Annotated in this window: 13 protein-coding genes and 1 riboswitch; of the genes, 6 read left to right on the forward strand and 7 right to left on the reverse strand. The window is 72.3% G+C overall.

Annotated features, from left to right (window positions below; genetic code table 11):
• Positions 1-164: 164 nt before the first annotated feature.
• Positions 165-914: a TetR/AcrR family transcriptional regulator gene (locus HHX37_RS16265; protein WP_220501871.1), complete on the forward strand. Its 750-nt coding sequence runs from the start codon at positions 165-167 to the stop codon at positions 912-914.
• A gap of 3 nt (positions 915-917) precedes the next feature.
• Here the strand turns inward: HHX37_RS16265 and HHX37_RS16270 are convergent, their stop codons facing one another.
• The gene (locus tag HHX37_RS16270; RefSeq protein ID WP_182885919.1) at positions 918-2,219 is read right to left on the reverse strand and encodes an MFS transporter; all 1,302 of its coding nucleotides are present in this window, start codon (positions 2,217-2,219) and stop codon (positions 918-920) included.
• Positions 2,220-2,300: 81 nt separating this feature from the next.
• On the opposite strand from HHX37_RS16270, the gene HHX37_RS16275 reads away from it, so the two are divergent.
• Together HHX37_RS16275 and HHX37_RS16280 are read left to right on the forward strand one after the other, a co-directional pair.
• Complete coding sequence (locus HHX37_RS16275; protein WP_259403681.1) at positions 2,301-2,549, forward strand: cold-shock protein; 249 nt, start codon at positions 2,301-2,303, stop codon at positions 2,547-2,549.
• Between the two features lie 33 nt (positions 2,550-2,582).
• Positions 2,583-2,755: riboswitch (M-box (ykoK) riboswitch) on the forward strand.
• 243 nt (positions 2,756-2,998) lie between these two features.
• Positions 2,999-3,181, forward strand: coding sequence for a hypothetical protein (locus HHX37_RS16280; protein ID WP_182881377.1), 183 nt, complete (start codon positions 2,999-3,001; stop codon positions 3,179-3,181).
• Positions 3,182-3,194: 13 nt separating this feature from the next.
• On the opposite strand, the gene HHX37_RS16285 is transcribed toward HHX37_RS16280, so the two are convergent.
• The 5 genes from HHX37_RS16285 to leuC form a co-directional block, all read right to left on the reverse strand.
• The gene (locus HHX37_RS16285; RefSeq protein ID WP_310740399.1) at positions 3,195-5,306 is read right to left on the reverse strand and encodes a SpoIIE family protein phosphatase; all 2,112 of its coding nucleotides are present in this window, start codon (positions 5,304-5,306) and stop codon (positions 3,195-3,197) included.
• Between the two features lie 303 nt (positions 5,307-5,609).
• Positions 5,610-5,906, reverse strand: a complete 297-nt coding sequence (locus HHX37_RS16290) for an HU family DNA-binding protein (RefSeq protein WP_111698130.1) — start codon at positions 5,904-5,906, stop codon at positions 5,610-5,612.
• 51 nt (positions 5,907-5,957) lie between these two features.
• Positions 5,958-6,218 (reverse strand): hypothetical protein, encoded by a 261-nt coding sequence (locus HHX37_RS16295; RefSeq protein ID WP_111698129.1) that lies wholly within the window; start codon positions 6,216-6,218, stop codon positions 5,958-5,960.
• Positions 6,197-6,784, reverse strand: coding sequence for a 3-isopropylmalate dehydratase small subunit (leuD, locus tag HHX37_RS16300; protein WP_111698128.1), 588 nt, complete (start codon positions 6,782-6,784; stop codon positions 6,197-6,199). Before leuD ends, HHX37_RS16295 begins: the two co-directional genes overlap by 22 nt.
• Before the next feature lie 28 nt (positions 6,785-6,812).
• Complete coding sequence (gene leuC / locus HHX37_RS16305) at positions 6,813-8,198, reverse strand: 3-isopropylmalate dehydratase large subunit (protein ID WP_111698127.1); 1,386 nt, start codon at positions 8,196-8,198, stop codon at positions 6,813-6,815.
• Between the two features lie 136 nt (positions 8,199-8,334).
• On the opposite strand from leuC, the gene HHX37_RS16310 reads away from it, so the two are divergent.
• Both HHX37_RS16310 and HHX37_RS16315 read left to right on the forward strand, forming a co-directional pair.
• Complete coding sequence (locus tag HHX37_RS16310; protein WP_111698126.1) at positions 8,335-9,051, forward strand: IclR family transcriptional regulator; 717 nt, start codon at positions 8,335-8,337, stop codon at positions 9,049-9,051.
• Between the two features lie 73 nt (positions 9,052-9,124).
• Complete coding sequence (locus tag HHX37_RS16315) at positions 9,125-10,828, forward strand: hypothetical protein (protein WP_182885920.1); 1,704 nt, start codon at positions 9,125-9,127, stop codon at positions 10,826-10,828.
• On the opposite strand, the gene HHX37_RS16320 is transcribed toward HHX37_RS16315, so the two are convergent.
• Positions 10,806-11,819 carry an LLM class flavin-dependent oxidoreductase gene (locus tag HHX37_RS16320; RefSeq protein ID WP_182885921.1) on the reverse strand — a complete coding sequence of 338 codons (1,014 nt, stop codon included), beginning with the start codon at positions 11,817-11,819 and terminating at the stop codon, positions 10,806-10,808. The two genes, HHX37_RS16315 and HHX37_RS16320, sit on opposite strands and share 23 nt — an antisense overlap.
• 88 nt (positions 11,820-11,907) lie before the next feature.
• On the opposite strand from HHX37_RS16320, the gene HHX37_RS16325 reads away from it, so the two are divergent.
• Positions 11,908-12,699, forward strand: coding sequence for a helix-turn-helix domain-containing protein (locus HHX37_RS16325; protein ID WP_182885922.1), 792 nt, complete (start codon positions 11,908-11,910; stop codon positions 12,697-12,699).

Raw genomic sequence — 12,699 nt, forward strand, 5'->3', positions numbered from 1 at the left:
AACTGAGCGCTGTTCTATCATTGAACAGCGTTCAGTTCAAAGTCCGCTGTTCTCACGATATATCTCGTTCCCGCCGACACACAAGATATATCTCGTGTGGAGAGCGGTGTTCGCTGAACGGGAGCGGTGTTCACTACCATGGGCGTGAGAGTGGGAGGTTCTCGTTGACGCAGCCGGACATGCCGACGCCGCCGTGGGAACGCCCGCCGAAGCGACGCAGGCCGCCCAGGGCGCCCCTGAGCCGGGAGCGCATCGTGGACGCCGCGTACGCGGTCCTCGACCGGGAGGGCTACGACGGGCTGAGCATGCGCCAGGTGGCCGCCGAGCTGCACGTCGCCGTCTCGGCGCTGTACGTCCACGTGCGCGACAAGGACGAGTTGCTGCAGCTGATGTACAACCGGCTCTTCGACGGCTACGAGCTGCCCGAACCCGATCCCGAGCAGTGGCGGGAGCAGCTCAGGAACTTCGCCCGTCAGGGAAGGCAGCGCCTGCTCAGCCACCGGGACATGGCGAAGATCTCGATGGCCCACGTCCCCTTCACCCCGGAGCTGCTCCCCCACGTCGAACGGATGCTGGCGATGTTCACCGCCGCCGGGCTGCCGCGGAAGGTCGTCGCCATCGCGGGCGACCTGCTGTCGACGTACATGGACGGGTTCGTGCTGGAGGAGAGCCTCTGGCGGGACCGCTATCCGGAGAACGGCGGAGCGGCCCCGGAGAAGATGCGCGAGGAGATCCAGAGCTACTTCGCCTCGCTGCCGCCGGACCGGTTCCCGAACCTGGTGGAGCTGGCCGACGTCATGGTGGACGAGTCGAACGACTACCGGTTCGAGCTCGGCGTCGAGATCATCCTGCGCGGCATCGCCTCCTACATCGGCGAGCCGGACCCCGGGGACGACCGGCCGGAACCGGGCTGAGCCTCAGCCCACCCGGCGGATGCCCGGCGCCAGCAGGATCGGCACATGCGCGAGCGCGTACGCGCCGCAGGCCGCCCAGAACGCCACGCGCACCCCGGCGAGCTGCCCGAGCGTGCCCGCCAGCAGGCCGCCGAGCGGCGCCGGGCCCCACATGAGGAACCGCATGGTGGCGCTCAGGCGGCCGAGCAGGTGTGGTGGGCAGATCGACTGACGGTAGGTCCCCTGCGCCACGGAGAAGACGGTCGTCGCGACCCCACTGGCCGCGAGGGCCGCCGGGAAGATCAGCAGGCGCGCGCCTCCCCCGGTGAACGCGAGCGGAGGGATGAACAGCGTGGCCGCCAGCGCCGACGCGTACATGGCCCGGCCCGTGCCCATCCGGGCGACGGCTCTCGGGCCGAGCCAGGCGCCGAACACCCCACCGGCCGCGCCCGCCGACAGCAGCGTGCCGTACGCGCCCGGGGACACGCCGACCTCACGGACGAGGTACAGCGGCACCGTGGCCGACCACAGGCCGAACGACGTCATCGTCAGCGCCCCGACCATGGCGACACGGCGCAGGACGGGCTGCCCGAGGACGAACCGGAGCCCTTCGGCGATCTCGGACCGCAACCCGCCGCGCGCCGCCTCGCCCCGCTCCTCCGCCCGCCCCTCGCCCTGCCTTTCGCCCTGCCCTGTGCCCCGCCTCTCGCCCGGGCTCCCGGCCCGTCCTCGCCCCTCGTCCGTCCGTACGCGGACGAGCAGCAGCGCGGAGACGGCGTAGCTGAGGGCGTCGGCGACGACCGCCATGGGCGCGGTGAGCGCCTGGACCAGCCAGCCGCCGATCGCGGGGCCCGACAGTTCGGCGACCGAGACGTTCGCGGCCAGCACGCCGTGCCCGCGGGCGAGGCCCCGCGGGCCCACGATCGCGGGCAGGTAGCTCTGGTGCGCCACGTCGAAGAAGACCGTACACAACCCGGTCAGCAGGGCCACCGCGTACATCTGCGGAAGTCCGAGCGCGCCGGCCGCCGCGGCGGCGGGAATCGACAGCAGCGCCGCCGCGCGGACCACGTCGGCCGCGACCAGCACCGGACGGCGCGGCATCCGGTCGACCCAGGCTCCGGCGGGCAGCCCGACGAGCAGGAAGGCCAGCATCTCCGCGGCGGTGAGCAGGCCCACCTGGAACGGGCTCGCGTGCAGGGTGATCGCCGCCGTGAGCGGCAGGGCGACCAGGGAGACCTGGCTGCCGACCTTGCTGATCGCGTCGGCGCCGGCGTAGCGCCGGAAGTCCCGGGCACGCCACAGGCTCCGGCTCGCCGTCGTGGTCACGCCGGACGATGCTGGCACCCGCACGATCAGGACGTCAACGGAGTTTCACGGCGGTACGGGACGCGGCGATAGGCTGACGACGTGCGGGTGACGGTGCAGGCGACGGTGCGGAGCTTCGATCCGGAGAGCCGGTCGGGCGTGGTCCTCCTCGACGACGGCGCCCGCGTCCCCTTCGACCGCGAGGCGTTCGACGCCGGGCCGCTGCGACACCTGCGTCCCGGTCAGCGGGTCGCCCTCCTCATGGCGGACGGCCGGGTCTCCTACCTCACGCTGTCGACCTTCCCGGTGCCCGGAGAAGGGGACCTCATGGTTGACACCGGGCGGGTTTGACCGGACGCCCTGGCCAGGGGTGTACTGAAAGGGCAGGCACCTCGTTCGGTGAGGCGTCTGCGCGGACACAGGCCACTGACCCTCCTCGTCGAGAGACGTCCCGGGTCAGGACAGGTCTCCCCGGCTTAAGGGGTGACCCCAAGTGGCTTCCCCGCTCGCGGGGATCACGCCGCGCAGTGCCGAAGCTCTTACGTGAGGGGTGCGTGCGCGACGCGGTACGGCGAGGGGCGCGGTCGTCGCCCCATGACCGTGAGGAGGTGGTCGGGATGAGTTCCGGCAGTCCACATCCGTTCCGTCCCGTCACCCTTCCCGCGCCCGGCGGGCTCCGCCGGAGGTGATCCGGCTCGTCGCGCGGGCCGAGACCGCGCAGGCGCGTCCGGCCCCGCCGCCCGGCGTGTGACGGGTGCCCATCCGTGCCCGGATGTCCGGCGCGTGACAGGAGGTCCGTCATGACCATCACGATTTCTGTCCCGTTCGCGCTGCCGCCGACCCTGGTCAGGGCGGCTCGCGCCCTGTTCCCCGTCCTGATGCCGCTGGCCCTCGCGCTGGTGGGCACCGCCGACGCGGGAGTCGGCCTCGTCGTGGGGCTGGAGATCGGGCTCGCGATCCTGCGGCATCTGCTGGGGACCTGACCGCCGTACGGCATCAGGAGAGGGCGGCCGCCGGTGGCAGACGCAGGGCGATCATGGCGATGTCGTCCTCTCCCGTCAGGGGCATCCCGGTGAGCAGTTCGTCGCAGAACCGGCCCAGGGGTGCGCGGGCGAGCGGCTCGGCGCACCGCCGCAGCCGTTCGAGCCCGTCGCCGATGTCCTCGCCCCGCCGTTCGACGAGGCCGTCGGTGTAGAGCAGCAGGGTGGCGTGCGGCGGCAGCGGCTCCACGGCGCTGGCCCACGGCCTGTCGTGATCCAGGCCGAGGAGGGGGTTGCGCCCGTCCCGCAGAAAGCGGCTCCGCCCGTCGCCGGTCACCAGCAACGGCGGCGGATGCCCGGCCACCGAGTAGGCCAGCCGCCAGCCGCCCTCCTCGTCCCTCTCGGCGCGGGTCAGGGCGCAGGTCGCGGTGCTCTCGCCGTTCAGGGTCCCCAGGGCCGTGTTGAGCCGCCGCAGGACGTGCCCGGGGGACTCGTCGCGGTCGACGGCGAGCGCCCGCAGCATGTTCCGCACCTGGCTCATGCACACGGCCGCGGCGAGGTCGTGCCCGGCCACGTCACCGATCACCAGGTCGAGGGCGCCGCCGGACGGCACGAACGCGTCGTACCAGTCTCCGCCGATCTCCGCGGCGGTCGGGCTCGCCTGGTAGCGCGCGGCGATCTCCAGGCCGGGCACCCGGGGCGGCTCCGCCAGCAGGCTGTGCTGCAGGGCCAGCGCCACTCTCTGGTTGCGGCGGAACCGCAGGGCCTTGCTGACCGCGTCGTGCGTGTGGTCGAGCATCTCCCGCATCAACCGGACGTCGTCCGGCGCGATCGGAGGGCGGTCCCCGCAGACTCCGGTCACGACCACCGTCGCCACCTCGCCCTCGACGACGACCGGCATGATGGCCAGGCTGTGCTCCCCGGCCTCCTCGATCCAGGCCGTCACGTTGTCCGCGCAGGGGAACGGCGGCCGTCCCGGCGGGAAGGTCGCCTGCAGGGGCCGGCGCTGCCGCACCGCGCGTACGAACCCGCTGTCGGCGGGGTGGTACTCCTTGCGCCGCGCCGGCAGGCTCGGCAGCCCCTCCCGTACGGCGGAGGCGACGCGCTCGGTGACGATCGACGCGGGCGGCGCGCCGATCGCCTCGGGCAGCAGGTAGACGTAGCACGAGTCGGCCAGCTCCGGCACGATCACGTTGGCGAACTCCTGGCACATCTCCTCCAGGTTGGAGATGTCGCTCGCCGCGGCGGCGGCGCGGTCCAGCAGCCGGCGACGCCGGGCCTCCTGCCACTCCTGCTCGACGTCGGTGGAGGCGCCCACCCACTCCACCACCTCGCCGTCCTCGTGCACGGGCACGGCCCGGTAGCGGACGTGACGGTAGCGGCCGTCGGGGGTGCGGACGCGGTAGATCTGCTCGTAGAGCGAGACGGCCTCTTCGGTGGCCCTGTCCCAGGACTCCACGGCGGCCGCGCGGTCCTCGGGGTGGACGGCCCGGAACCACCCGTCGCCGAGGCTCTCCTCCACGCTCTGCCCCGTCAGCCGCTGCCAGCCCTGGCTCATCTCCCTGGCCTCGCCGTGCGGGCCGGTCACCCACACCAGGTGCGCGTCCGCCCACACCATGCTCTGGTAGCGGCGCTGGATGCGGCGCCACTCCTTCTCCATGACCCGGACGCGCCGGGCGGCGGCGAGATGCGCCGTGATCTCCTGGACCACCGCCAGCAGACCGTTCTCCCCGCACGTGAGGGGCACCCTGGACAGGCTCAGGCGGAAGGAGCCCTCGCGGGACGCCCCGCCGGGACCGGTCACCGTGACGACGACCTCGTCGAGGCACGCCGCCTCCCCCGTCTTCAGGACGTGGCCGAGCGTGCCGGGCGAGAGCCGCCGGACGAGGCCGGGGAGGGCCTCCCGGACGGGCGTCCCGGCCGGCCACCCGCCGGCCGCACGGTCGCCGCACGTCCACCCGTCGACCGACCACTCACCGTCCGGCCGCTCGCCGAACATGGCGGCGACGGCGGCGTTCGTGTAGACGAGCCGATGGTCCTCGCCCCGGGTCACCAGGACCCCGACCGGCGCCTGGTCGAACAGGTCCAGTGGAATGCGGCTGGTCTCTCGTTCGTGGCCGACGTGCACTGACTCAATCCCCCGGTCGCATCGCGCGCGGACCACCGGTGGTCCGGGAGGCGCCCCGGCGATTCGCTTTCCCGATGGTTGCACACGTTTGCGCAGTTCAGGGTGGAGTTTCGCGCTGTTTACCCCGTCATGACGGGCACAAGACGAACGGCGCCCGGGAACCCGAGCGCCGTCCACAGTGCTGAACCTGCGTGAGCCTTGCTTGAACGATCCCGCTTGAACGTTCCTGCCGGAACGCCCTTGCAGAGACGACAACGCCGGCGACGACCACAGGGCCGGCCGTCGCCGGACCCCGCGGGCCGGTTACTTCTTCTTGGCGGCCTTGCCGCCCGCGTTGACCTGCTCCTTGAAGTCCGCGCCAGGGCGGAACCTTGGCGCCCAGCTCTCCTCCACCTTGATCGGGTCGCCTGTGGAGGGGTTGCGAGCCGTACGGGCGGGCTTGTGCACCATCTCGAAGGCGCCGAAGCCGGTGATCGAGACCTTGTCGCCACTGGCGACGGCACCCTGGATGGCGTCGAGGACGGCGTTGACGGCCTCGGTGGCCGTCTTCTTGTCACCGACACGATCCGTGATCGCGTCGACGAGTTCCTTCTTGTTCATTTCGGTTCCTCCCCCTTACGCGCTTGAAATTAGGGGACGAGGTCGCGGGACTCAATCACCGGGGGGCATGTTTCGCCTGCTCGGCGTGTCGGATGCGCCGTCCAGATAGGCGATGAAGACGTCCAGCCGGGCGGCCGCATGGGCTATGTCCCGCTTTGCCACGTCACAGATAGCAAGCAGCCGTCGCGCCAGGCGGGCCTGCTCCTCCTGTGGTAAGGCTAACGCCCTGACGCGGCGGTGCGCATCACGCAGTCGCCGCGCCAGCAGCGCGTCTTCGGTCTGAGGCTCGTTCAGACGGTCGTCGGCAGCCATGGCTGCCGCCCATTCTCGTACTCCTCGATGGCGTCCGCGTGACGCAGGGTCAGGCCGATGTCGTCGAGACCCTCCAGCAGCCGCCAGCGGGTGTAGTCGTCGATCTCGAACGACGCGACCAGGTCCCCCGCGCGCACCTGGCGTTCCACGAGGTCGACGGTGATCTCCGTCTTCGGGTCGGCCTCCACCGCGTCCTGCAGGCTCTTGACGACGTCCTCGGGCAGGACGACCGGCAGCAGGCCCATCTTGGTGGAGTTGTTGCGGAAGATGTCGCCGAACCGCGAGGCGATCACGGCGCGGAAGCCGTACTGCTGCAGGGCCCAGACGGCGTGCTCACGCGAGGAGCCGGTGCCGAAGTCGGGTCCGGAGACGAGGATCGACGCGCCCTCGTACGCCGGGTCGTTGAGCACGAACGACGGGTCCTCCCGCCAGGCGGCGAACAGGCCCTTCTCGAAGCCCGTACGGCTGACCTGCTTGAGCCAGACGGCCGGGATGATCTGGTCGGTGTCCACGTTGCTGCGGCGCAGCGGCACGGCCCGGCCGGTGTGCGTGGTGAAGGCGTCCATGATGATCTTCTCCTGGGACGTGGGCGGACTAGAGGTCGGCGGGGGCGGTCAGCCGGCCGGTCACCGCGGTCGCCGCCGCGACCTGCGGCGACACGAGATGGGTGCGCCCGCCCTTGCCCTGGCGGCCCTCGAAGTTGCGGTTGGAGGTCGAGGCGCTGCGCTCACCCGGCTTCAGCGTGTCGGGGTTCATGCCGAGGCACATCGAGCAGCCGGCCTCGCGCCACTCGGCGCCGGCCGCTGTGAAGACCTCGTGCAGGCCCTCCTCCTCCGCGGCCTTCTTGACCCCCATGGAGCCCGGGACGATCAGCGTACGGGTGACGACCGAGCGGCCGCGCAGGATCTCGGCGGCGGCGCGCAGGTCCTCGATGCGGCCGTTGGTGCACGATCCCACGAAGACCGTGTCGACCTGGACGTCGCGCAGCGGCGTGCCGGCGGTGAGGCCCATGTACTCCAGCGCCCGCTCGGCGGCGGCCCGCTCGACCGGGTCGGCGAACTGCTCGGGCGACGGCACGGCGGCGCCGAGCGGCGCACCCTGCCCCGGGTTGGTGCCCCAGGTGACGAACGGCGTGAGGGTCGCGGCGTCGATCTCCACGACCTTGTCGAACACGGCGTCGTCGTCGGTGCGCAGCGTCTTCCAGTACTCGACCGCCCGGTCCCAGGCCTCGCCGGAAGGCGCGTGCGCACGGCCGCGCAGGTACTCGAACGTGGTCTCGTCGGGGGCGATCAGGCCCGCCCGCGCGCCGGCCTCGATCGACATGTTGCAGACGGTCATGCGGCCCTCCATGGAGAGCCTGCGCACGGCCTCGCCGCGGTACTCGACGATGTGACCCTGCCCGCCGCCGGTGCCGATCTTCGCGATGATCGCGAGGATCAGGTCCTTGGCGGTCACGCCGACCGGAAGCTCGCCCTTGACCTCGATGGCCATCGTCTTGGGCCGGTAGGCGGGCAGCGTCTGGGTGGCCAGCACGTGCTCGACCTCGGAGGTGCCGATGCCGAACGCGATGGCCCCGAACGCGCCGTGGGTCGAGGTGTGCGAGTCGCCGCAGACGATGGTCATGCCGGGCTGGGTCAGCCCGAACTGCGGGCCGATGATGTGCACCACGCCCTGGCCGGCGTCGCCCATCGGGTGCAGGCGGACACCGAACTCGGCGGCGTTCTTGCGCAGCGTCTCGACCTGCGCACGCGACACCGGGTCGGCGATCGGCCCGAGCACGGTCGGCACGTTGTGGTCCTCGGTGGCGATCGTGAGCTCCGGACGGCGCACGGGACGGCCGGCCATGCGCAGGCCGTCGAACGCCTGCGGGCTGGTCACCTCGTGGATGAGGTGCAGGTCGATGTAGAGCAGGTCGGGCTCGCCCTCGGCCCGGCGTACGACGTGCTGCTCCCAGACTTTCTCAGCCAGTGTTCGACCCATGGTTGACGCCTCCTCGCGCTCAGGCCCCCGGCAATGTCTCTCATGATGAGACGGATATATCGGGATATGGACAGTCTATCTAGTTATCCCCACCATTGCGTTTGCATCTCGTATGGCGAGACGGCAGTATCGGGGTATGGACAACTCTAGCGGGGTCGGAGTACTCGACAAGGCGGTTCTCGTGCTAAACGCCCTGGAGGCGGGCCCCGCTTCCCTGGCACAGCTCGTCCAGGCGACCGGTCTGGCCAGGCCCACGGCCCACCGGCTGGCGGTCGCCCTGGAGCACCACCGCATCGTCTCCCGCGACACGCAGGGCCGCTTCATCCTCGGCCCCCGGCTCTCGGAGCTGTCCACCGCCGCGGGCGAGGACCGCCTGCTGGCCGTCGCCGGGCCGGTGCTCATCCAGCTCCGCGACCTCACCGGCGAGAGCGCCCAACTCTACCGCCGCCAGGGCGACGAGCGGGTCTGCGTGGCCGCCGCCGAGCGCGCGAGCGGCCTGCGCGACACCGTGCCCGTCGGCTCCGCGCTGCCCATGACCGCCGGGTCCGCCGCGCAGATCCTGCTCGCCTGGGAGGAGCCCGACCGGCTGCACCGCGGCCTGCGCGGCGCCAAGTTCACCGCCGCCACGCTCGCGAGCGTACGCAGGAGGGGCTGGGCGCACAGCGTCGGCGAGCGCGAGCAGGGCGTGGCGAGCGTGTCGGCGCCCATCCGCGGCGCGGGCGGCAAGGTGATCGCCGCGGTCTCCGTGTCCGGGCCCATCGAGCGGCTGACCCGTACGCCCGGCCGCATGCACGCCGCGCCGGTCGTCACCGCGGCCGAGCGGATCACCGAGGCCATGCGCCGGGCGAACTGAACCCGCGAACCGGGTGCAACTGAGGGGCCGAACTGATTGGAGAGCGGCCTCCCGATAGCCCTAGGCTGGCGGGGTGACAGATCGCATCGAGGCAGCCGCCGCTGAACTGCGCCCCCTGCTCCAAGAATTCATCCTCTGGACGCCGGGCAACGCGCCGGGCAGCGACCCCGATCTCGTGGGTCCGGTGGCACTGTGGCATCGCCTGATCGCCCGTACCGACGTCGGGCTCTGGAAGCGCGGCGATCTGCGCACGATCCTCCTCGAACGCATGCCCCAGGTCGTGGAGGACCCCGACGCCGCGGCGGACGGGATGATCCCGGCCGTCCGGGCCTACCTGACCTTCCTGTCCGGCACCGGACGGCTCACGCCCGGCTCGGACTCCCTGGAGACCCTGCTGGCCGAGCTGGACGAGGTCGAGGACGACTTCGTGGAGGCGATGGAGGACGTCATCGCCGAACGCGACTGGGACGAGGAGGAGGACGAGCTCGACGAGGAGGGGTCCGACGAGGGCCTCGGCGACTTCGAGCCGTTCGCCGACGAGATCGCGGCGCTGCCCACGGTCCGGCTGCGCCCCGACGTCGAGCTGGCCGAGGCGGCGCGCGGGGTCACGCTCATCGCCCAGGCCCGCGACCTGGCCCTGTGGGTCGGCACCGGGCGCAAGGTGGGCGAGGAGACCCTGCTCGGCGAGGCCGAGGTGGACGAGGCCGTGCGCACGATCGGCCTGTCCGACGCGCGCAACATCTGGAACCTCTGGAACCTCGCCATCGACCTGGAGTTCCTCGCCCCCGACGGCGACGACACGGTCAGCGTCGACTCCGACACCGAGGGCTGGCCCTACGAGGACGACGACGACGTCCTCGACGTCTGGATGCTCGGCCTGCACTCGGTCGACTACGGCGACCCCGAGCTGGACGACGACGACCTCACGCTGGCCCTCTCCGGCCTGACCCGTGCGCTGCTCGTCCGCCTGCTGCTGGCGGGGGGCGGCCGGCGGGTGCCCGAGCTGCGTGAGGAACTGGCCGAGGCGGCGGCCGAGTACGACGATCTCGGCGCCGACGCCTGGGCCGCCGCGGGCGACCCGCTCGCCTCCGTCCTCGCCTGGCTGACCGGGTACGGCATGGTGACCGTCGAGAACGACACGGTGACCCTGACGCCGCTCGGCGCCGAGGGCCTCGTCCACCTGCTGGACGACGAGGACATCGAGGTCGACGCCCGGCCCGCGATCGACGCGATGACCGCCCTCGACCTGCTGTCGTTCAGCGCGGACATGTCCGAGGAGGAGGCCGACGAGGAGTTCGCCGCCTGGCTCGCCCTGCGCGACCCTGCGCGGGCCGCCGCCGAGCTGCTGGGCGCCGCCGCCGAGGAGGAGGCGGACGCCCTGGTCCGGGTGCAGGCGGCCAGCCTGGTGGGCTCGCTGGGCGAGGCCGCCATACCGGCCTGGCAGGAGGCGCTGAAGGAGCCGTCCCTGCGGCCGTACGCGGCGACGCACCTCACCCAGATGGACGTCGAGGACGCCCCCGAGCCCACGCAGGCGGATACCCACTGGCTGATCCTGGACATGTGGACGATCTCCGCGGGGCTCGGCCGGCCGGAGTTCGTGTCCAGCCTGCACGACATCGGCCCGGCGCCGACGCTCATCGGGCTGCTCGACGTGATCTGGAAGGTCCGGCACCCGCACCTGGAGGAGCTGCTGGAGCTCATCGACGAGGCCCACCCGGACAAGCAGGTGGGCAAGGCCGCCAAGCGGGCCCTGTTCAAGGCGCGCTCGGGACGATGACCGGCCTCACCCCGTCGTAGGCGAGCCCGGCCTCCGGCTCCGGCCGGGCCCGTCGGAGGGGTGCGATCAGCTCGGCGACCCGGTCGAGCTGGTCGCGCTGGCCGTGCAGGCTCAGCGCGCCCAGGCGGACGACCAGGTGCCGCGCCCCGGCGGCCACGTAGCGGCACAGGCCCGCGAGCACCTGATCGGCGGTGCCGGTGACGACCGCCTGGATCCGCTCCAGTTCCTCCAGCGGCATGCCGTACGCGGCCCGTGCGTACGCGTCGAGGGCCCGGCGACCGGCCTCGGGGCCGTCCTCGTCGATCCACACGGAGACGAACAGGGCCGGGGTGACGTCCTCGGGCCGCCGGCCCGCCGTGCCCGCCGCTTCCCGTACGACCGCGAGCCCGGCGGCGTAGTCGGCCGGGTCGGGTGGATAGGGCAGCCACCCGTCGTAGTGCCGTCCCGCGCGGGCGAGCGCGGCCGGTGTGGCGCCGCCGAGCCAGATCGGCGGCCCGCCGGGGCGGAACGGCCGGGTGGCGGGCGGGATGTCGTCGAATCGGAGGATCTCGCCGCGGAAGGAGGTCTCGCCCTTCCACAGCGCGCGCCAGAGCGCCACGGTCTCGTCGAGGCGCGTGAAGCGGCGCTCCCACGGCACCTCCGACAGGGTGTAGAACGGCCGGCCGAACCGGCCGGGGAACCCGGCGCCGACCGCGACCGTCAGCCGGCCCCCGCTGAGCAGGTCGATCGACGCGAGGGACTGGGCGGCCTGGATCGGCCGTCGCAGGAAGGGCAGCAGCGCGCCCGTCCCCAGGGTCACGTGGCCGGTCGCCGGGGCGAGCGCCGCCAGCATGGTCAGCGCCTCGACGCGCGGGCTGATCAGGGAGTCGTTGACGAAGAGCGAGGAGAACCCCGCGCGTTCCGCCTGGCGGCCGAGGGCGACCAGCTCTCTGGGATCGCCGTCCGCGCCCCACTGGGCGGTTCCGGTCGGAAGCAGTACACCGATATCCATGCCGGCGATGCTCGCGATCCGCGCGGGCCGGCGGCAATTCCCCGCAGGGAATGGCCGGGACGCCGCGGATGCCGCTAAAAGGGTCACCGTGGACTTCCCCCGCGCGCTCCGCGACCGCCGGACCCGCCGTCGCCTCAGCCAGCTGGAGCTGGCGCTGCGGGCGGGCACCACCCAGCGGCACCTCAGCTTCATCGAGTCCGGCAGGTCCGTGCCCGGCCGGAACATGGTCGTACGGCTCGCCGAAGGGCTCGAACTGCCGCTGCGCGAACGCAACGAACTGCTCGCGGCGGCCGGGTACGCCCCCGCCTATCCGGAAAGCCCGCTCGACGACCCGGTGCTCGCCCCGGTGCGCACGGCGATCGGCCACATCCTGCGCGGGCACCTGCCATACCCCGCGCTGGTCGTGGACCGCGACGGCGGCCTGATCGCCGCGAACGAGGCCTTCGGCCTGCTCACCGAGGGCGCGGATCCCGAGCTGCTCGGCGCCGGGGCGAACGTGTACCGCCTCGCGCTGCATCCGCGCGGCCTGGCGCCGCGCATAGGGAACCTCGCCGAATGGGCCCGGCACATCCTGACGCGCCTTGGTCACCTGCCGGAGCTGCGCGACGAGCTGACGCGGTACGTGCCCGCGCCGGAGCCGTCCGCCGGGCAGCTCGGCTTCGCGGTGCCGCTCCACCTGCGCACCTCGCTCGGCGAGCTGCGTCTCATGACGACCGTGACGACCTTCGCCACCGCCGTCGACGTCACGCTCTCCGAGTTGAAACTGGAGGCGTTCCTGCCGGTGGACACCACGACGGCCGGGATCCTCCGGACGTTCGCCGGCGGAACGGACGGCACCGGACCCGGGGCGGCGCCGGGCCGGGCTCAGGAGCCCGGATGA

Origin of the sequence: Microbispora sp. H10885 (assembly GCF_014161415.1) — a bacterium.
Lineage (GTDB): Bacteria > Actinomycetota > Actinomycetes > Streptosporangiales > Streptosporangiaceae > Microbispora > Microbispora triticiradicis.